This window comes from Mycobacterium sp. (genome assembly GCF_035274705.1).
Classification (GTDB): Bacteria; Actinomycetota; Actinomycetes; order Mycobacteriales; family Mycobacteriaceae; genus Mycobacterium.
Genome location: NZ_DATENY010000029.1, coordinates 35,862 through 55,373, shown reverse-complemented (window position 1 = coordinate 55,373; position 19,512 = coordinate 35,862). Strand labels below are relative to the sequence as shown.

The 19,512-nt window shown below is 66.6% G+C and carries 17 protein-coding genes and 1 riboswitch; of the genes, 6 read left to right on the top strand and 11 right to left on the bottom strand.

Going from position 1 to position 19,512, the window contains the following annotated elements:
- Positions 1-15: 15 nt before the first annotated feature.
- From VJV41_RS07720 to VJV41_RS07695, 6 genes are all read left to right on the top strand, one after another.
- On the top strand, positions 16-1,452 hold the full coding sequence (locus tag VJV41_RS07720; RefSeq protein ID WP_325332707.1) for a GuaB1 family IMP dehydrogenase-related protein: 1,437 nt from the start codon (positions 16-18) through the stop codon (positions 1,450-1,452).
- Between the two features lie 201 nt (positions 1,453-1,653).
- Positions 1,654-3,015, top strand: coding sequence for a hemolysin family protein (locus VJV41_RS07715; protein WP_325332706.1), 1,362 nt, complete (start codon positions 1,654-1,656; stop codon positions 3,013-3,015).
- Complete coding sequence (locus VJV41_RS07710; protein ID WP_325332705.1) at positions 3,015-4,067, top strand: hemolysin family protein; 1,053 nt, start codon at positions 3,015-3,017, stop codon at positions 4,065-4,067. Before VJV41_RS07715 ends, VJV41_RS07710 begins: the two co-directional genes overlap by 1 nt.
- The gene (locus VJV41_RS07705) at positions 4,060-4,935 is read left to right on the top strand and encodes a 3-methyladenine DNA glycosylase (RefSeq protein ID WP_325332704.1); all 876 of its coding nucleotides are present in this window, start codon (positions 4,060-4,062) and stop codon (positions 4,933-4,935) included. Before VJV41_RS07710 ends, VJV41_RS07705 begins: the two co-directional genes overlap by 8 nt.
- A gap of 49 nt (positions 4,936-4,984) precedes the next feature.
- The gene (locus tag VJV41_RS07700) at positions 4,985-7,207 is read left to right on the top strand and encodes a malate synthase G (protein ID WP_325332703.1); all 2,223 of its coding nucleotides are present in this window, start codon (positions 4,985-4,987) and stop codon (positions 7,205-7,207) included.
- A 32-nt stretch (positions 7,208-7,239) separates the two neighbouring features.
- The gene (locus tag VJV41_RS07695; RefSeq protein ID WP_325332702.1) at positions 7,240-9,363 is read left to right on the top strand and encodes a substrate-binding domain-containing protein; all 2,124 of its coding nucleotides are present in this window, start codon (positions 7,240-7,242) and stop codon (positions 9,361-9,363) included.
- Between the two features lie 76 nt (positions 9,364-9,439).
- On the opposite strand, the gene VJV41_RS07690 is transcribed toward VJV41_RS07695, so the two are convergent.
- The 11 genes from VJV41_RS07690 to VJV41_RS07640 all read right to left on the bottom strand — a co-directional run bounded on the left by VJV41_RS07690 (position 9,440) and on the right by VJV41_RS07640 (position 19,507).
- A complete protein-coding gene (locus VJV41_RS07690) occupies positions 9,440-10,312 on the bottom strand; it encodes an alpha/beta hydrolase (protein ID WP_325332701.1) in 873 nt (290 codons plus the stop codon).
- Between the two features lie 32 nt (positions 10,313-10,344).
- Positions 10,345-13,200 (bottom strand): aminomethyl-transferring glycine dehydrogenase, encoded by a 2,856-nt coding sequence (gene gcvP, locus VJV41_RS07685; RefSeq protein ID WP_325332700.1) that lies wholly within the window; start codon positions 13,198-13,200, stop codon positions 10,345-10,347.
- 150 nt (positions 13,201-13,350) lie between these two features.
- A riboswitch (glycine riboswitch) is annotated at positions 13,351-13,449 on the bottom strand.
- 42 nt (positions 13,450-13,491) lie between these two features.
- On the bottom strand, positions 13,492-14,115 hold the full coding sequence (locus tag VJV41_RS07680; protein ID WP_325332699.1) for a MerR family transcriptional regulator: 624 nt from the start codon (positions 14,113-14,115) through the stop codon (positions 13,492-13,494).
- A 214-nt stretch (positions 14,116-14,329) separates the two neighbouring features.
- Positions 14,330-14,824 (bottom strand): bifunctional nuclease family protein, encoded by a 495-nt coding sequence (locus VJV41_RS07675; protein WP_325332698.1) that lies wholly within the window; start codon positions 14,822-14,824, stop codon positions 14,330-14,332.
- 48 nt (positions 14,825-14,872) lie between these two features.
- Positions 14,873-15,607 (bottom strand): MerR family transcriptional regulator, encoded by a 735-nt coding sequence (locus tag VJV41_RS07670; RefSeq protein WP_325332697.1) that lies wholly within the window; start codon positions 15,605-15,607, stop codon positions 14,873-14,875.
- Positions 15,608-15,696: 89 nt separating this feature from the next.
- Entirely contained in the window at positions 15,697-16,179 is a 483-nt protein-coding gene (gene garA, locus VJV41_RS07665) for a glycogen accumulation regulator GarA (RefSeq protein ID WP_325332696.1), read from the bottom strand.
- A gap of 157 nt (positions 16,180-16,336) precedes the next feature.
- A complete protein-coding gene (gcvH, locus tag VJV41_RS07660; protein ID WP_325332695.1) occupies positions 16,337-16,732 on the bottom strand; it encodes a glycine cleavage system protein GcvH in 396 nt (131 codons plus the stop codon).
- A 36-nt stretch (positions 16,733-16,768) separates the two neighbouring features.
- Positions 16,769-17,605 (bottom strand): DUF881 domain-containing protein, encoded by an 837-nt coding sequence (locus VJV41_RS07655; protein WP_325332694.1) that lies wholly within the window; start codon positions 17,603-17,605, stop codon positions 16,769-16,771.
- A gap of 3 nt (positions 17,606-17,608) precedes the next feature.
- Positions 17,609-17,941, bottom strand: coding sequence for a small basic family protein (locus tag VJV41_RS07650; RefSeq protein ID WP_325332693.1), 333 nt, complete (start codon positions 17,939-17,941; stop codon positions 17,609-17,611).
- 13 nt (positions 17,942-17,954) lie between these two features.
- A complete protein-coding gene (locus tag VJV41_RS07645) occupies positions 17,955-18,884 on the bottom strand; it encodes a DUF881 domain-containing protein (protein ID WP_325332692.1) in 930 nt (309 codons plus the stop codon).
- Positions 18,881-19,507, bottom strand: coding sequence for a CDP-alcohol phosphatidyltransferase family protein (locus tag VJV41_RS07640; RefSeq protein ID WP_325332691.1), 627 nt, complete (start codon positions 19,505-19,507; stop codon positions 18,881-18,883). The genes VJV41_RS07645 and VJV41_RS07640 overlap by 4 nt, the downstream gene beginning before the upstream one ends.
- Positions 19,508-19,512 lie beyond the last annotated feature (5 nt).

Genomic DNA, 19,512 nt, shown 5'->3' with positions numbered 1-19,512 from the left:
ATCTACTCTGGTTTCATGCGGTTCCTGGAAGGCCACCCGCCGCCCTACGACCTGACGTATACCGACGTCTTCATCGTTCCGGGACGATCGGATGTGCAGTCGCGGTTCGACGTCGACCTGTCGACGTCGGACGGGTCGGGGACCACCATCCCCGTGGTGGTGGCCAACATGACGGCGGTGGCCGGACGACGGATGGCCGAGACCGTGGCCCGCCGCGGCGGCATTGTCGTTCTGCCGCAGGACCTCCCGATCTCGGTGGTCACCCAGACCGTCGACTTCGTCAAGAGCCGCGACCTGGTCGTCGACACCCCGGTCGTACTGTCCCCCGACGACTCGGTGTCGGACGCCATGGCGCTGATCCACAAGCGTGCGCATGGCGCGGCCGTCGTGGTGTTCGAGGGCCGCCCGATCGGCCTGGTCACCGAATCCAGCTGCGTCGGCGTGGACCGGTTCACGCGAGTCCGCGACGTCGCGGTGTCCGACTTCGTCACCGCACCCGTCGGCACTGACCCGCGCAAAGTATTCGACCTGCTCGAACACGCGCCGATCGACGTCGCGGTGCTCACTGAGCCGGACGGCACGCTGTCCGGCGTGCTCACCCGCACCGGCGCCATCCGGGCCGGCATCTACACCGCGAACGTCGACGACAAGGGCCGCCTGCGGATCGCGGCCGCGGTCGGCATCAACGGCGACGTCGGCGCCAAGGCCCGCAGCCTCGCCGAGGCCGGTGTCGACCTTCTCGTGATCGACACCGCGCATGGCCATCAGCTCAAGATGCTCGACGCGATCAAGTCGGTGTCCTCACTCGACCTCGGTGTGCCCATCGCCGCGGGCAACGTGGTCTCCGCTGAGGGCACTCGCGACCTGATCAGCGCGGGCGCGTCGATCGTCAAGGTCGGCGTGGGACCGGGCGCGATGTGCACCACCCGCATGATGACCGGCGTCGGCAGGCCGCAATTCTCAGCAGTCGTCGAATGTGCCACGGCGGCAAGGCAACTCGGCGGACATGTGTGGGCCGACGGGGGCGTCCGCCATCCCCGCGACGTGGCGCTGGCGCTGGCGGCCGGGGCGTCGAACGTGATGATCGGCTCGTGGTTCGCAGGCACGTACGAATCGCCGGGCGACCTGATGCGCGATCGCGAGGACCAGCCGTACAAGGAGAGCTACGGCATGGCCTCCAAACGCGCGGTGGCCGCGCGTACAGCGGCCGACAGCCAGTTCGACCGGGAGCGCAAGGCGTTGTTCGAGGAGGGCATCTCCACCTCGCGGATGGGCCTTGACCCGTCCCGTGGCGGCGTGGAGGACCTGCTCGACCACATCACCTCGGGCGTGCGCAGCACATGCACCTACGTCGGCGCCGCCAACATCGCCGAACTACACGAGAAGGTTGTCCTCGGCGTTCAGTCGGCGGCCGGCTTCGCCGAAGGCCACCCGCTGCCCACCGGTTGGTGAGGTCGGCGACGAGCTCCGACCGCTAACATGGGGCTTTCATTGCCGACCAAGCGAAAGGGATCCCGTGCCGCAGGCACCCGTCGATGCCGCGGGTTCTGGACAGGCCGCCAAGGCCGATCAGCCGTCCCACGAGCCATCCGACGCAGAGCCTTCCTCTAGTCGGCCGGGCATACGGCCCGGCGCAGTTTCGATGAGGCCGCGATGAACGTCGTCATGAGCGTGCTCGCGGTGCTGGGCTTTCTGGTGCTCACCGCCGGCACTGCGGTGTTCGTATCGGCCGAGTTCTCGTTGACGGCGTTGGAGCGCAGCACGGTCGATGCCAATGCCCGCACCGGTGGCCGCCGCGACAAGATGGTGCAGAAGGCGCATCGCACGCTGTCGTTTCAACTGTCCGGCGCCCAGGTGGGCATTTCGATCACCACGTTGATCACCGGCTACCTCGCCGAGCCGCTGATCGCTCGGCTCCTACGGCCGGCGTTTCTTGCGATGTCGCTGTCCGAGCCGGTGGCCGACGGCGTCGCGCTGGCGTTGTCGCTGTTGATCGCCACGTCGGTGTCGATGGTCTTCGGTGAATTGGTCGCGCAGTACCTCGCCGTCGCCAAACCACTGGCCACCGCACGGGTGGTCGCCGGGCCTCAGGTGCTCTTCTCGGCGCTGTTCACGCCCCTCATCCATCTGACGAACGGCACGGCGAACTGGATACTGCGCCGACTCGGCATCGAACCCGCGGAGGAACTGCGCTCGGCCCGCTCGCCGCAGGAGCTGGGCTCGCTCGTCCGCAATTCAGCGCGCCGCGGATCGCTGGATCCGCTGACGGCGACGCTGGTCGACCGCTCGCTTCAGTTCGGGGCGCGCACGGCCGAGGAGCTGATGACGCCGCGATCCAAGATCGAGGTACTGCAGGCCGACGACACGGTCGCGGACCTGGTCGTCAAAGCGATGGAGACTGGTTACTCCCGCTTCCCCATCGTCGAGGGCGATCTCGACGAGACGATCGGCATGGTCCACGTCAAACAAGTCTTCGAGATCGCGCATGGCGACCGAGCCCGCACTCGGCTGGCGGGTTTGGCCCGGCTTGTTCCTGTGGTGCCGTCGACGCTCGACGGCGACGCGGTGATGGCACAGATCCGCGGCGACGATATGCAGACCGCGCTGGTGGCCGACGAGTACGGCGGCACCGCGGGCATGGTCACCGTCGAGGACCTGATAGAGGAGATCGTGGGCGACGTCCGCGACGAGCACGACGAGAAAACCCCCGATGTGGTGCCCGCCGGCCGCGGCTGGCACGTGTCCGGGTTGCTGCGGATCGACGAAGTGGCGGCCGAAACCGGATTCCGTGCGCCAGAGGGCGAATACGAAACCATCGGCGGTCTGGTGCTGCAGCAGCTCGGCCACATCCCCGAGCCGGGTGAGACGGTCGAGCTGACGGCGTTCGATCCCGACGGTCCTATCGAAGACCCGGTTCGCTGGCTGGCCACCGTCGTCCAGATGGACGGCCGCCGCATCGATCTTCTCGAGCTCACCGAGCTGGGCCGCCGCGGCGATTCCAGCGAGGAGCGCTGATGGGCGACTTCCTCGGCGTGGTGCTCACCGTGCTGCTACTCGCGGCCAACGCGTTTTTCGTCGGCGCGGAGTTCGCCTTGATCTCGGCGCGCCGAGATCGGCTCGAAGCCCTTGCCGAACAGGGCAAGCGCAGTGCGGTCACTGTGATCCGGGCCGGCGAGAACCTGTCGGTGATGCTGGCCGGCGCGCAACTCGGGATCACGGTCTGCTCGATCCTGCTGGGCCGCATCGGCGAACCGGCGATTGCTCACCTGCTGGAAAAGCCGTTCGACCTGGTCGGTGTGCCCGATGCGGTGCTGCACACCGTCTCGTTCGTCGTCGCGATCACGATCGTCGTGGTGCTGCACGTGCTGCTCGGCGAGATGGTGCCGAAGAACATTGCGATCGCCGGACCGGAGGCGGCGGCCATGCTGCTGGTGCCGCCCTATCTGTTGTGGGTACGAGCGGCCCGCCCGGTCATCGCGTTCTACGACTGGTGTGCGATCAAGTCGCTGCGTGTGGTGGGCGTGCAGGCCAAGACCGAACTCGAGAACACCGTCTCCCTCGTCGAGCTGTCGGAGATGATCGCCGAGTCACGGTCGGAGGGTTTGCTCGATCCCGAAGAGCACAACCGGCTGTCGCGGGCCCTGCAGATCCGCAACCGCGTCGTTTCCGACGTGGCGGTGCCGCTGCGCGATATTCACGCGGTGTCCGTGGCCGCCGACGGTGCAGGCCCGAGCGTGCGGGCCATCGAGCGGGCGCTGGCCGAGACCGGGTACTCCCGCTTCCCCGTGGTCGACAGTGCGGAGCGATTCGTCGGATATGTCCACATCAAGGATGTGCTCCCGCTGGTCGAGGATCCCGACGCCGTCGTCGACTTGGCGATGGTGCGCCGGTTGCCCGAGGTGGCCGAATCTCTGCCGCTGCCGGACGCGTTGAGTCGGCTGCGCCGCAATAACAGTCATCTCGCGCTCGTCACGGCGGCAGATGGCAGCGTCGCTGCCATGGTGGCGCTGGAGGACCTGGTGGAAGACCTCGTCGGGACCATGCGCGACGGGACCCGTCGTGACTGAGCTGGTGCTCGACGAGGCCGACTGGACCGAGCGTGAGCGCGGCTACCGGCAACGGGCCGACGAGTTCCTCGAGCCGCACCTGCGGCGCATCCGCGCCGGCGAGAAGCATCCGGTGTGGGACTTCCTGTTCACGTACTACAGCCTGCGGCCGCGCCAGTTGCGGGTCTGGCATCCGGGGTTCGGTGTGGTGCTCGGCGGTGACTCGGCGCGCCGATACCTTGGCCGTAGCGGGTACCAAGCGCGCGACGCCGGCGTCACCGTCAGCCCGTCGCATTTGGCGGCCCGCGCCGACACCGTGCGGTTCATCGCCGAGCTGCTGCGTGCGACAGCTTCGCGCCCTGCGCGGCTGAACTGCTTCGGGCTGCACGAGTGGGCGATGGTTTATCGGGCGCCGACGGTGCGGCATTCGCGCGTTCCGCTGCGGCTCGGTGCCGCGGGTACCGACACCGTCGTCGAATCAATGCCGTTGCGCTGCAGCCACTTTGACGCTTACCGCTTCTTCACCGAGCCTGCGACAAGGCGCAACGCCGAGGCGCTCACCAGGGACAGCCAGGTCGCAACCGAACAACCGGGCTGCGTCCACGCCGCGATGGATTGCTACAAGTGGGCGTTCAAGCTCGGGCCACTCGTGGAATCGGAACTTGTCCTAGGTTGTCTACAGCTGGCCGCGGATGCCCGCGAACTGGACATGCGGGCGAGCCCCTATGATCTCGGCGACTACGGATTCGAACCGATCGCCATCGAAACGCCTGGCGGTCGCGCCGAATATGTTCGGACCCAGCAGAACATCGCTGAGCGGGCCGCGCCGTTGCGGGCCACGCTGGCCCACAGGTGTGACCTGCTGCTCAGCGCGGTGCACGGCGAATAGCCGCCATTGCCCGTGGGTAAGCTGGGTCGACGGCTCGAGGGAGGAAAGAATGACGGATCGTGTGACGGTCGGGAACTTGCGCGTCGCCCAGGTGTTGTACGACTTCATCAACAACGAGGCGCTGCCCGGTACCGACGTCGACCCCGACAGCTTCTGGGCGGGCGTGGACAAGGTCGTCACCGATCTCGGCCCGCAGAACCAGGACCTGCTCGCACGCCGCGATGAGCTGCAGGCCCAGATCGACAAGTACCACCGCCAGCACGTCATCGAGCCGATCGATCCCGACGGCTACCGGCAGTTCCTCAGCGAGATCGGCTACCTGCAGCCAGAACCCGCCGACTTCACCATCACCACCGCCAACGTCGACCCGGAGATCACCACGACCGCGGGGCCGCAGCTGGTGGTGCCGGTCACCAACGCCCGGTTCGCGCTGAACGCCGCCAACGCACGCTGGGGGTCGCTGTACGACGCGCTCTACGGCACCGACGTCATCCCCGAAACCGACGGCGCCGAGCAGGGCACCAGCTACAACAAGGTGCGCGGCGACAAGGTCATCGCGTATGCCCGCAATTTCCTCGACGGGGCCGCCCCGCTCGCGTCGGGGTCGTGGAGCGAGGCGACCGGGCTCAAGATCAGCCAGGAGGAGGGGGGCGGCCAGCTGCTGATCACCTTGGGTGACGGCCTGTCGACGGGCCTGGCAGAGCCCGATCAGTTCTCCGGCTACACCGGCGAGCTCGGTTCGCCCCAGTGGTCCGTGCTGCTGCGCAACCACGGCCTGCACATCGAGATCCTGATCGACCCCGACTCGCCCGTCGGCTCCACCGACGCGGCCGGCATCAAAGATGTCGTTCTCGAGTCGGCCGTCACGACGATCATCGACTTCGAGGACGCGGTGGCCGCCGTCGACGCCGACGACAAGACGGCCGCCTACCGCAACTGGCTGGGCCTGATGAAGGGCGATCTGTCGGCGGATGTCGACAAGGACGGTAAGACGTTCACCCGCGTGCTCAACGAGGACCGGACCTACACCACTCCGGACGGCGGTGAGCTGACCCTGCCAGGTCGCAGCCTGCTGTTCGTTCGCAACGTCGGCCACTTGATGACCAACGACGCGATCGTCAGGGCCGAGGCCGACGGCGAAGAAACAGAGGTGTTCGAGGGCATCCAGGACGCCCTGTTCACCAGCCTCGCCGCAATACACGGCCTGCGCTCGGGCGACGGCAACGGCCCATTGGTCAACAGCCGCACCGGCTCGATCTACATCGTCAAGCCCAAGATGCACGGGCCCGACGAGGTCGCCTACACCGTCGAGTTGTTCAGCCGCGTCGAGGACGTGCTCGGCCTGCCGCAGAACACGCTCAAGGTCGGCATCATGGACGAGGAGCGGCGCACCACCGTCAACCTCAAGGCGTGCATCAAGGCCGCGGCCGAGCGTGTGGCGTTCATCAACACGGGGTTCCTGGACCGCACCGGCGACGAGATCCACACGTCGATGGAGGCCGGCCCGATGATCCGTAAGGGCCAGATGAAGACCCAGCCGTGGATCCTGGCGTACGAGGACAACAACGTCGATACCGGACTGGCCACCGGTTTCGTGGGACATGCCCAGATCGGCAAGGGCATGTGGGCGATGACCGACCTGATGGCCGACATGGTTGAGCAGAAGATCGGCCAGCCCAAGGCCGGCGCGACCACTGCGTGGGTGCCGTCGCCGACGGCGGCCACTCTGCATGCGATGCACTACCACCAGGTCGACGTATCCGAGGTGCAGAAGGAACTCGCCGGCAAGCGGCGCGCGACGATCGAGGACCTGCTGACCATCCCGCTGGCCAAGGAGCTGGCGTGGGCGCCGGAGGAGATCCGCGAGGAGGTCGACAACAACTGCCAGTCGATCCTCGGATACGTGGTGCGCTGGATCGACCAGGGCGTTGGCTCGTCGAAGGTCCCCGACATCCATAACGTTGCCCTGATGGAAGACCGCGCCACCCTGCGCATCTCCAGCCAGTTGCTGGCGAACTGGTTGCGCCACGGCGTGATCACCGAAGAGGACGTCAAGGCCAGCCTTCGGCGGATGGCTGCGGTGGTCGATGAGCAGAACAAGAACGACTCCAAGTACCGCCCGATGGCACCCGACCCTGACGCCAGCATTGCCTTCCTGGCCGCGCAGGAGCTGATCCTGTCCGGCACCAAGCAGCCCAACGGCTACACCGAGCCGATCCTGCACCGGCGTCGACGAGAATTGAAGGAGAAGGTTGCCGGCAACGGTGGCTGAATCCACCCGATACGACGAGCACAAGGTCCGCAATGGGTAGGCACAGCATTCCCGATCCCGAGGATTCGGCCGACGAGGGGCAGCCCGAGGAGCCTCAGACCGAGCGGTTCGGCTCCGTCGGCGAAGAGCCGGACTACGGACCAGGTTTCGACGACACCGACTATGGCCAACCCGATTACGGCAGGCCTGGTTACCGAGAGCCCGAGTACGGCCCGCCCGCGTACGACCAGCCCGAGTACCGCCAGCCCGGCTACGGCGAGTCCAGGTTCCACGAGCCGGGGTTCGACGAGTCACGTTACGACGACACCGATTACGACGAACCGGCGTACGCGGAACCTGAGCCGCGACGGCGTGCCTCGACTCCCCCTTCCGCGCCGCCGCGGTCGGGGTCGCAGCACAGCGGCGAGTGGGAAGGCGGCGAATGGACGGGCAGCCACCGGGCGGTGACGACCGGCCGGCGCGGGGTCAGCTTCGGTGTCATCGCGGCGTTGGTGACTGTTGTTGTGGTGGTCGGCGGAATCATCTTGTGGCGCTTCTTCGGTGATGCGCTGTCGCACCGCACCGATGCCGCCGCCGCCCGTTGCGTGGACGGCGACCTCGCCGTCGCCGTCGTCGTGGATGCGTCCATTGCCGACCGGATCCAGACCCTGGCCAACACCTACAACCAGTCGGCCGCTCCTGTCGGCGACAAATGCGTGAAGGTGGGCGTCAAACCCGCCGACTCCGACCAGGTCGTCAACGGGTTCATCGGCAAGTGGCCGGCGGAACTCGGTGAGCGGCCGGCGCTGTGGATTCCGGCGAGTTCGGTGTCGGAGGCGCGACTGGAGGCGGCAGCCGGAGTACAGACCGTCAGCGACAGCCGCTCGCTGGTCACGTCACCGGTGCTGCTGGCAATTCGCCCGCAGCTCACAGCTGCTCTGTCCCAACAAAACTGGGGCACTCTGCCTTCATTGCAGACCAACCCGGCGGCGCTGGACGGGCTGAACCTGCCCGGTTGGGGATCGCTACGGCTGGCGCTGCCGATCAGCGGTGATGCCGACGCGTCCTATCTTGCCGCCGAAGCCGTCGCAGCGGCGTCGGCACCGGCCGGCTCTCCGCCCAGCGCGGGAACGGGCGCCGTCAACACCTTGGTCGGTGGCCAGCCCAAGCTCGCCGACAACAAGGCATCCACGGCCATGGATGCGCTGCTGAATGCCACCGATCCGGCGACGTCGCAGGTCCACGCCGTGGTGACGACCGAACAGCAGCTGTTCCAGCGTGGCACGTCGCTGCCGGATGCCAAGAATGTCGTCGCATCGTGGCTCCCGCCCGGCCCGACGGCCATGGCCGACTATCCGACCGTGCTGCTGTCCGGCAATTGGCTGTCTCAAGAACAGGTCAGTGCGGCAAGCGAATTTGCTCGATTCATGCGTAAACCCGAGCAGCTCGCCGAGCTGGCCAAGGCCGGCTTCCGCACCGAAGGCGGCACGCCGCCCAAGAGTGATGTCACCAGCTTCGCCCCGGTGTCGGCGCCGTTGTCCGTGGGCGACAACGCGATGCGGGCGACACTGGCCAACGCGCTGACCGCGCCGGCCGAAAGCCCTGCGGTGACAATCATGCTCGACCAGTCGATGCCGACCAACGAGGGCGGTAAATCGCGATTGGCCAACGTGGTGGCCGCGCTCAATGCCCGGCTGCAGGCGTTGCCGGCGACGTCGACCGTGGGGCTGTGGACGTTTGACGGCACCGAGGGCCGGTCGGAGGTCAGCACCGGCCCGCTGTCGGATCCAGTGAGCGGCCAGGCGCGTTCGGCGGCGCTCACGTCGGCGCTGAATTCGCAGACCGCGTCGGCGGGCGGGGCGGTGTCGTTCACGACCCTGCGCATGATCTTCACCGACATGATGGCCAATTACCGTCAGGGCCAAAACAATTCGATCTTGGTGATCACCGCCGGCCCGCATACTGACCAATCATTGGACGGTCCAGGTCTGCAGCAGTACATCCGCGGCGCCTTCGACCCGGCCCGGCCGCTCGCCGTCAACGTGATCGACTTCGGCAACGACTCTGACCGCGCGACATGGGAGGCGGTTGCGCAGGCCAGCGGCGGCAACTACCAGAACCTGACCAGCTCGGCAGGCCCCGAGCTGACGTCGGCGATCGCAACGATGTTGGGCTAGCGATGGGGCGAAGTCGCAGTTATCGTGGCTGTCACTCGGACTTTTTCTCAATAACTGCGGTCTCGGTGCGCGGTGCCTAGGACGCCATTGACAGCAGGCTAAGCGCAGCGCGGGTGAACACGTCGGGCACCTCCACCTGCGGGTAGTGACCAACTCCGGGAAGCTCGACAACGTCTGCCGCGGGCCGCAATTCACGCAAACCGTCGAGCACATTGGTGGTCGCAACCGGATCGTCGAGCGCCCACAGGAAGCTCAGCGGTTTCGGCCAGTCGCGCACCGCGCCGTGCCATCGGTCCGCATAGCGCACCCGTTCGTCGAGATATGAGATCAGCAGGTGTGCGATGCGGGTGCCATCGTCTTGCGACATCAGCGCCCACTGCGCCTCGGCCTCCTCATCCGACAACGGATGGTTGGGACTGAACAGCCGGCCGAACTCCCTGACGAACGTGGCGCGGTTCGAGAAGCGGGCGACGATCGGGCCGAGTCGACTACGGAGCACCTTCTGCACTGGCCGAAGGCTGGCGCGGTGCAGAATCACGCTGCCATTGGTGAGCACCACGCGTTGCAGCTCAAACGGCAACCGGCCCTGTAAATCCCGGGCCAGCAGCTCCGTTGTCACCGACGTGCCCATGTCATGGGCGATGATCACGACCGGCCCCGACGTCTGTGACGTGACAGCGGTCTGCACGATGTCGGCCTGCTCCAGAAGGCTATAGCGGTGCGGCCGAGGTTTGTCCGACAGTCCGAAGCCGAGGAAGTCCAGCGTCAGCCAAGCCCGGTCGGCCAGAAGCGGCACCACCCCGCGGTAGTCGAACGAACTGGACGGGTAGCCGTGCAGCAGAAGCACTGTCGGCCCGGCGCCCGGCGCTGAGCGGACGAATACCGAGCCCGGCCCGGTCGAGATCCTCCGACCGCCGTCGCGCCACTCCGAAACACTTGCAGGCAACACCCGAGCGACCCTAGTCGCCCAACGTGTGCAAGTTAGGCGAATGCCTCCACCGGCGGGCACGAGCACACAAGGTTGCGGTCACCATAGGCACCGTCGATCCGGCGCACCGGCGGCCACACCTTGGGCCGAAAACTCTTGCCCAGCGGATACGCCGCCTGCTCGCGGGTGTACGGGTGATCCCAGTCGGCCACCAGCAGACACTCCGCCGTATGCGGCGCACCCCGCAGCGGATTGTCGTCGACGCTCCACGTCCCGGCGCCGACCTGGTCGATCTCGCCGCGGATCGCAATCATCGCCTCGCAGAACGCGTCCAGCTCGGCCAGGCTCTCGCTCTCAGTCGGCTCCACCATCAGCGTGCCCGCGACCGGGAAGCTCATCGTCGGTGCGTGAAAACCATAGTCCGCCAACCGCTTTGCCACATCGTCCACCGTGATGCCGGTGGCCTTGGTGATCCCGCGCAAATCCAGGATGCACTCGTGCGCCACCATGCCGTTCTCACCCGTGTACAGCACCGGGTAATACTCGTCCAACCGGCTGGCGATGTAGTTCGCCGACGCGATCGCCGTCAGCGAGGCCGCCCGCAGCCCGCCCGCACCCATCATCCGGATGTAGGCCCACGTGATCGGCAGGATCGACGCCGACCCGTACGGCGCCGAGGACACCGTGTACCTTCTCGGCTGGGTGCACCTCCCGCTTGCGGGGGACTCGTCGGCCAGCGGATGCCCCGGCAGGTACTTGGCCAGGTGCTCGCGCACCGCGACCGGACCCACGCCGGGGCCTCCTCCGCCGTGCGGAATACAGAACGTCTTGTGCAGATTGAGGTGGCTGACGTCGCCGCCGAACCGCCCTGGCCGAGCCAGACCGACAAGAGCGTTGAGGTTCGCTCCGTCGACGTACACCTGCCCGCCGACGTCGTGCACCGCCGCACAGATGTCGGCGATGTCGTGCTCGTACACGCCATGAGTCGATGGATACGTAATCATCAACGCGGACAAGCGATCGGCGTGTTCGGCCACCTTCGCCCGCAGATCGTCCAAGTCGACGTCACCATTGGCGCGACAGGCCACCACCACGACCCGCATGCCAGCCAGCGCCGCCGATGCCGCATTGGTACCGTGCGCGCTCGAGGGGATCAGGCATACGTCGCGGTCGGGCTGGCCGCGCTCGACGTGATACGCCTGAATTGCCAGCAGCCCGGCGTACTCCCCCTGCGACCCGGCGTTGGGCTGCAGCGACACCGCGTCATACCCGGTGATCCCGGTCAGCCACTTCTGGAGATCCGCGATCAGCGTGCGCAACCCCGGCGTGTCCGACGCCGGCGCGAACGGGTGCTGGCGGGCGAACTCCGGCCACGTTATCGGCTCCATCTCCGCGGCCGCATTGAGCTTCATCGTGCACGAGCCCAGCGGAATCATGCTGCGGTCCAACGCAATATCTTTGTCGGCCAGCGACCGCAGGTACCGCATCATCTCGGTCTCGGTGCGGTATTGCGTGAACGCCGGATGCCTCAGGAAATCCGAAGTCCGGGTCGCGATGTCGGCACGCACCGGCTCGGCGGCAACGACCCCGAACGCTTCCAGAACCGCCGCCACATGCTCGTCGGTGGTGGCCTCGTCGCACGACACCGATACGTGGTCGCCGTCGACGCGCCACAGGTTGACGCCCTTGGCCTTGGCCGCCGCAATCACCTCGTCGGCACGGCCCGGGACGCTAGCCAGCACAGTGTCGAAGAACATGTCGTGCACCAATGCATCGCCAAGCCCGCCGGCTATCACCGCGGCATGGCCATGCACCCGCCGCGCGATCCCGGCCAGGCCGTCGGCCCCGTGATAGCTCGCGTACATCGCTGCGATCACCGCCAGCAGCACCTGCGCCGTGCAGATATTGCTTGTCGCCTTATCGCGCCGGATGTGCTGCTCACGCGTCTGCAGCGCCAACCGGTAGGCCGGAGCGCCGTCGGCATCCAGCGACACCCCCACCAGACGGCCCGGCAGCTGACGGGCGTGCTTGGCGCGCACCGCCAGGTAACCGGCGTGCGGACCGCCGAATCCCATTGGCACACCGAATCTTTGAGTGCTGCCGAATGCGACGTCGGCACCGATCTCACCGGGTGGCGTGATCAGCGTCAGCGCCAGTAGGTCAGCCCCGACCGCGACCAGTGCACCTCGTTCGTGCGCAGCGGCCACTAACTCGGTCCAGTCGACCACCGCGCCGCTTGCGCCGGGCAGTTGTGTGATCACGCCGAAGAAGTCGCCGTCGGGCAGACCGTTACGCAGGTCGGCGGTGACGATCTCGATGCCCAGCGGCTCGGCCCGCGTGGCCAGCACCGCGGCCGTCTGGAGGTAGACGTCGGAGTCCACTGCCAGCAGGTTCGACGAGCCGCGCACCGCGCGGCGCATCAGCGTCATCGCCTCGGCGGCGGCCGTACCCTCGTCGAGCATCGACGCATTGGCGACCTCGAGGCCGGTCAAGTCGGACACCATCGTCTGGAAGTTCAGCAGCGCCTCCAGGCGTCCCTGGCTGATCTCCGGCTGGTACGGGGTGTAAGCGGTGTACCACGCGGGGTTCTCAAGTATGTTGCGGCGCAACACCGGTGGGGTCAGCGTGTCGAAGTAGCCCTGCCCGATCATCGAAACCGCGACGGTGTTGGTGTCGGCCAGCGCGCGCAGCTCGGCAAGCGCCTCGGCCTCGGTGGCCGCGGCAGGCAATACATCAAGGCCTGGCGCGATGCCGTCGACGGAAAGCGCGTCGAGGATGCCTGCCGGCAGCGCCTTGTCCGCGAGTTCGTCGAGCGACCCCACGCCGATGGCCTTGAGCATGGTCGCGACGGCATCCCCGTCCGGGCCAATGTGCCGGTCGGCGAAGCCGGGTTGGTTGTGATCGAACACTGGTGAGGACTCCCGACGCGTCAGGGTGCGAACCGCTTGGTTCCTCCCCCTCTGTCGTCAACCCGTCGCGGGCGCCTGAGAGATTCGGCGCTATCGCGCCTTTCCCCATGGGCGGGTAAGCAGGGCGCTTACCGCTTTCCAGAGGCATCGGGGCCTTGGGCGGTCCTGGGTGCCTGAGAGGTTGACGGAGAGGTGTTGCTCCTTCGGCGTCCGTGGCTGGCGGTCACGGAACTCTCCCGCACAAGGGCGATGCGCGGACGATTCTACCGTCCGCGCATCAAAACAGCCTTATTAGCCGATTTTGCGGACGCGATGCTTGCGCCGCGAGGCCAGCTCGTCCTCGGGCGCTGCGATGGACTCGCCGCCGTCGGCACGCTCACCGGGAAAGTCGGCGATCGCACCGGTCAGCTCACGCATCGCGCCAGACACGGCGATCCCGAACACACCCTGGCCACCCTGAAGCAGGTCGACCACTTCCTCGGCCGAGGTGCACTCGTAAACCGTAGTGCCGTCGGAGAACAGCGTGATGTTGGCGAGGTCGCGCACACCACGTTGACGCAGATGGTCCACGGCGACACGGATGTTGTGCAGCGAGATCCCGGTGTCCAACAGCCGTTTGACGATCTTGAGGACCAGGATGTCCTTGAACGAGTAGAGCCGCTGGCTGCCCGAACCGGCCGCGCTGCGGATCGACGGGACGACGAGTGAAGTGCGCGCCCAGTAGTCCAACTGGCGGTAGGTGATGCCGGCGATTTGGCAGGCGCTGGGCCCGCGGTAGCCGACTAGTTCGTCGGGTACCGAGTTATCGGGGAAAAGACCAGCCTGGATCGGTTCGCTGGACACTTCGGCTGGCGACTCTGAGGGCCGGCTGTCGGTGGACAGCTCCAGCTGCTCTTGACGTGGTGTGTCTCCCACTCTCGAATCCTCTCGCCGATCGAACCGGCATCTCTCGACCTGCACTGCAGCACGTTTGCCAAGCTCGAATGTGTCGAGCATACGCTTCCCGCCGAGCCGTGACTGCTCGTCGCCCTCAAAGTATGGCTGCCCAATTCACCGTTGACGGAAACGCGAGCCGCGTGTCGAGGCCGACGAGACGTATCCGTGACAAAAGGCCCTAGCGAAAAGCTCGCTAGGTCGCCTTGAAATCGTCGGGGGACACACTGTCGAGAAACTCTTTGAACTTCTCCACTTCGTCCTCGCGGACAGCGCCCGCGGGCTCGTCGTCGTTCTCATCCGGGATCAGCAGACCGGCCTCTGCGAGCACGGCTTCCTCGACGTAGATCGGCACACCGACCCGCAACGCGATAGCTACCGAGTCCGACGGACGTGCCGACACCTTGATGTCGCGGTCGAAGATCAGGTCGGCGTAGAAGGTGCCCTCCTGAAGGTCGACAATGCGAACTTCCTTGAGCGAATGGCCAAGCGCCGCAATCAGATCTCGGATCAGATCGTGGGTCAGCGGCCGGGGCGTCTCGACGCCCTGCTGCTCGAGCGCGATCGCGGCCGCCTCGGACTGGCCGATCCAGATCGGCAGGTAGCGGTCACCATTGGCCTCTCGCAGCAACAAAACCGGCTGGTTCTGGGGCTGTTCCACGCGAATGCCGACCACACGAACTTCACCCATCTGTGTCTGCCCTCCGCACCAAGAAGCCGTCAACCGCGAGTCTAATCCTCAGCGATCAAGAACGTCGCGCACGGCCGACTTGATCAGCGACGTGTGCAACGTGATCGCCAGCGCCGCCACCTCGCGGGCCAGATCGTCGGCACGGTCACGCGCTCCGGCCTTTCCCGCCTTGACCACCGGACCCGCGATCTGGGCGATCAGGTCCGATTGGCGGTCGGCGGCGGAGCGGAACGCACGCAGGTGCCGCGGTTCCACGCCGTATTCGGACAGCGCTCGCGCGCACTGCGCGATCACCACCGAGTGCTCATCGAAGAATCCGCCCGGACCGGTAGTGATCACCCCGGCCTTGATCAGCTCTGTGAGTAGCGCGTCGTCGACGCCTGACCTCGACAGCAAATCCTCGCGTCGCAACCGCGCCTGAGTGGGCGCCACCGCCGCAGTGCCGTCCTCGGACTCGTCCGACACGGGAACCAAACGCGGTACGCCGTAAGCGGATCCGGTCTGCGGCAGCTGCCCGTCGGGCTGAGCGTCCAGCTGGGCCTTGATGACCTTCAACGGCAGATACTGGTCGCGCTGCGCGGTCAGTACGAACCGCAGGCGCGCACAGTCGTAGGCGGTGAATCGCCGATATCCCGACGGCGTGCGCTCAGGCGTGACCAGCCCCTCGGCCTCCAAGAAACGAATCTTGGAGATGGTCACGTCCGGGAAGTCACCTCGCAGCAGATCGAGGACCGCTCCGATCGACATCCCGGTGAGCGGAGGTTGGACGCCGGGCTCTGTCATCAGCTCTTCGCGCGAGCGCTCATCGCCGTCATCTGCTGTTCCCGCGACCGCTCATCGCCGTCATCTGCTGTTCCCGCGAGCGCTCATCGCTAGCTACCCGGGCCGCTGTCGTCGTCGCCCTTGGGCCCGGTGAGAAACACCAGGCGGAACTTGCCGATTTGTACCTCGTCGCCGTTAGCAAGCACTGCCGAGTCGACGGGCTCGCGGTTGACGTAAGTGCCGTTGAGGCTGCCCACGTCGACAACCTGGAACTCGCCGCTCTCGAGCCGGAACTCCGCGTGGCGGCGGCTGACCGTGACGTCGTCGAGGAAGATGTCGCTGTCGGGATGTCGGCCCGCCGAGGTGGTGGGCTGATCGAGCAGAAACCGCGAGCCGGCGTTGGGCCCGCGCTTGACGACGAGCAGTGCCGACCCGACGGGCAGCCCCTCGACCCCGGAGACCGCGCCCTCGGTTCCCGCGACGGCCGGGGCATCCAGCTCGTTGAGGAAGTCGGCGCGGAAAACCGATGTCGTCTCCACGGTGACTTCATCAGACGTCTGGTCAGCCCCAGAGTTCTGGTCCTTGTCCGTCACCCGCTGCTCCTTACTGGCTGCTTGTGGCGATATCAGGCCGGGCCCCCCAGCCGAATTTCGTCTGGTGTCGACCGTACCGCGCAGTGGACGTCATTGTGTCCACCACCGCCGGATCCGCCTCACGTTGATATCCGGTCGGTGAAACCCTAACAATTCGTCATTCAGTCACCGTGGTGCGGTAGCCGTCCGCGTCAAGCAATCCGCGCAGGCCCTCGTCCAGGGCAGCGGCGTCGATTTGCAGGTCGACGAGCCAGCCTTCGCCGTAGGGATCGGAATTGACCAACTGCGGATTGGTTTCCAGATCACCGTTGACCGCAACGACTTTCGCACTGACGGGCGCGTAAAGGTCGGACACCGACTTGGTCGATTCCACTTCGCCGAACGATTCGCCGGCGGTCAAATCGGCTCCGATATCGGGCAGCTGGACGAACACCACGTCGCCAAGCGCCGACTGGGCGTAATCGGTGATGCCGACCCGGACGGTGTCGTCACCGGTGCGCTGCACCCACTCGTGTTCTTCGGTGTAGTGCAGGTCGGCTGGGATTTCGCTCACAACGCTCCTAAGTTCTGTGCTCGATGTGGCAGCGGCTCACTTAACTGGCTGAGCGTATTGGCGGGGTTTCGGTTGCCGCAAGGTGGTGATGTCCACACGGTCGGACTGTTGTACCACCATCGTGCCCCCCACGCGCTTGATGCTGTCCGTCGCGCCGCCGGGGATGTTCATCGCCGCTGCCAGCGTGGGCGGATCACCAATGGCGGCAACGGCATACGGCGGGTTGAGCGTCGTGTTGTCGACTACCAGAGCACCGGGGTTGCCGACCACCCAGGTGTCGACGCCGACGCGCACGGCGGTTTTTTGCCCGCTCTGCTGCCCCTGAATCTCCATGGCTTCGGCACCGGCGGCGCGTAACTCGTTGATCACGTCGAGCATGGTCTCCGGCGGCACACCCGGCGCCGTGTCCTCAATCGTCAGAATCACGCCAGGACCGGTTGCGGCAACGGTGCCGATCAGAATCGACAGCGCCGCAAGCCGGGCCTGTGCGTTCTCGATGGCGGCCTGGTCGCTGTTGCCCGAAGCCTGCAGTTGGGCCAGCGTGCGCTGCAGGTCGGTCACTTCGGAGTTGAGCGCGGCTTCGCGCTGTTGCAGTGAATCCAGCAGCACGAGCAGATCGGCCGGCCGCGCGGTCTCCAGCGCATCGCCGGATTCGTTCTGCCGCACCTGGGTGACGATGGCGATCCCCAGCACCACACACAGCAGCACCGCCAGAGCGCCGAACACGATCTGCGAGCGGCCCCGTCGCACCACACCTTTCACTCCGCCCGGTTGCAGGTCGCCGATTTGAGGTGGCGGCTCGTCGGGCGGCAACTCGTGGCGGCCGTGGTGTTCCGGTTCCGCCGCGTGTTGGGGTGGGTGGTCCTCGGTCATCGGCTAAGCGCCGAACAATCTGCGCCGCAGGGCGGCAGCGTTGCCGAAGATGCGGATGCCGAGCACGACGATGATTGCCGTTGACAGCTGTGTCCCGACGCCGAGTTGGTCGCCGACATAGACGATCAGCGCCGCGACGAGAACGTTGAACACGAAGGAGATCACGAACACCTTCGAGTCGAAGATGCGTTCCAGGTACGCGCGCAACCCGCCGAACACTGCATCCAGCGCGGCAACGACTGCGATCGGCAAATACGGCTCGATGACCTCGGGAACGTTGGGGTGAAACACCAGACCAAGGACGATCCCGACGACAAGTGCAGCAATTCCGATCATCTGCGTCCGCTCACTAGGGCCCAATCTGCTTGGCGAAGTTGACATCTCGTATCGAACCGGCCGGCAGCATGAGGCCGTCGCCGGCACTCACATTCACCCCGACGCCGTATGAGGTCTCCAGCAGCCTAAGCCGATGCAGTCCGGAACTGCGGTCGAACACGTCGGCCATCGCATGTGGCGGTCCGACCGCGAGGATGACGTAAGGGCTGCTGATCGGTTGATTGTCGACCAGGATGCCGCCGCCCGCCTGACGGATCGTCACGTTTGGGCCGATGCGCACACCGCCGACTGAGATCGCCTCGGCGCCGCTGACCCACAGCGAGTTGACCACCAGCTGAAGATCTCGGTCCAGGATCACCTGCCTGCTGCCCTCGACGCGTTGCTTGGACACGTCGGACAGGTCCTTGGATACGCCTGGATCGGTGACGGTGATCGTCAGGCCGGGCCCGATCACACGCGTCGCAGCCGCCGCGAAGTTCGCCTGGTCGAGCTGGCCGAGCAGTTGCTGACCGCGTTCGTCGCCTTCGAGCCGGCTGCGCCGCTCGGTGTCGACCGTGGCGGCCAGCGCGTCCCGGCGCGCAGTGAGGTCGGAGGTCCTGGCTTCCAACGAGCGCACACTGCCGGCCAGCACGTGCTGCGTCTCCTGCACACCGGGCGCCGTCGAGCGCGCCTGCGCCACAGCGGCGGCTATCACGACGGCGATCACGAAGGCGCCGGCGATCTGCCATGCCCAGGCCTGCCACCACGTCCGGCGCTTTCCGGCGGCTTTCGCCTCGGCCGCGGCCGCATAACCGGGATCCAGGTGGTCCGACAACAGCGAGCGCAGCAGCGACGGCACCGGGATCAGCGTCGGCTTGGCCGCGTCATGACTGTTGCGCCCGGCCTTTGGGTCGTAGCCGCCAAGCGTGCTCGGCGCCCTCTGCTCTTCGCGCGAGCCGCTCATCGCGACGACCCGACTTTCGGCATGCGGCGCACCACCAGCGTCACCTGCGCGAGATAGAGCACCCCGGACCACAGATACAGCGCCATCCCCCAGACCAGAAACGCCCATCCGCAGGCCAGGATCACGCGACTCCACAACGCGTCCCACTGACCGAGCAGGATCAACGGGAACGCCGACATCAAGGCGAACGTCGCAGCCTTACCGATGTAGGTGACCGGCAGCGCGGTCAGCCCGCGGATGCGCAGCACCGGCAGCGTGGCGGCCAGCACGGCGTCGCGCCCGATCAGCGTCAGCACGATCCACCATGGCACCGCGCCGTGGATGGCAAGGGCCAGCGGCACGGTCACCATGTAGATGCGGTCGACGGCCGGATCGAGCAGTTCGCCCAGGCGCGACGACTGATTGACGACCAGCCGAGCGATCTTTCCGTCGGCCCAGTCGGAGAACCCGCTGAACATCAGGATCGCGACGGCCCAGCCGTAAGCGTGCACAGCCAGCAGTAGGTAAAGGAAGACCGGGATCAGCGCCAGGCGCAGCACGGATAGCGCGTTGGGCACCGTCAGCACCCGGGATTCTGACGCCGGCGCGGCCGCAGTCTGATGTCGCCGCCCCGGCTCCTCCATGGGCT

What these genes read in the sequence shown, in the direction of transcription:
- VJV41_RS07650 (WP_325332693.1), bottom strand. Translation starts at nt 17,941, where the DNA reads ATGATCGGAATTGCTGCACTTGTCGTCGGGATCGTCCTTGGTCTGGTG.
- VJV41_RS07675 (WP_325332698.1), bottom strand. Translation starts at nt 14,824, where the DNA reads ATGGGTGAAGTTCGTGTGGTCGGCATTCGCGTGGAACAGCCCCAGAAC.
- VJV41_RS07695 (WP_325332702.1), top strand. Translation starts at nt 7,240, where the DNA reads ATGGGTAGGCACAGCATTCCCGATCCCGAGGATTCGGCCGACGAGGGG.
- VJV41_RS07710 (WP_325332705.1), top strand. Translation starts at nt 3,015, where the DNA reads ATGGGCGACTTCCTCGGCGTGGTGCTCACCGTGCTGCTACTCGCGGCC.
- VJV41_RS07715 (WP_325332706.1), top strand. Translation starts at nt 1,654, where the DNA reads ATGAACGTCGTCATGAGCGTGCTCGCGGTGCTGGGCTTTCTGGTGCTC.
- VJV41_RS07640 (WP_325332691.1), bottom strand. Translation starts at nt 19,507, where the DNA reads ATGGAGGAGCCGGGGCGGCGACATCAGACTGCGGCCGCGCCGGCGTCA.
- VJV41_RS07700 (WP_325332703.1), top strand. Translation starts at nt 4,985, where the DNA reads ATGACGGATCGTGTGACGGTCGGGAACTTGCGCGTCGCCCAGGTGTTG.
- VJV41_RS07645 (WP_325332692.1), bottom strand. Translation starts at nt 18,884, where the DNA reads ATGAGCGGCTCGCGCGAAGAGCAGAGGGCGCCGAGCACGCTTGGCGGC.
- VJV41_RS07720 (WP_325332707.1), top strand. Translation starts at nt 16, where the DNA reads ATGCGGTTCCTGGAAGGCCACCCGCCGCCCTACGACCTGACGTATACC.
- VJV41_RS07655 (WP_325332694.1), bottom strand. Translation starts at nt 17,605, where the DNA reads ATGACCGAGGACCACCCACCCCAACACGCGGCGGAACCGGAACACCAC.
- VJV41_RS07670 (WP_325332697.1), bottom strand. Translation starts at nt 15,607, where the DNA reads ATGACAGAGCCCGGCGTCCAACCTCCGCTCACCGGGATGTCGATCGGA.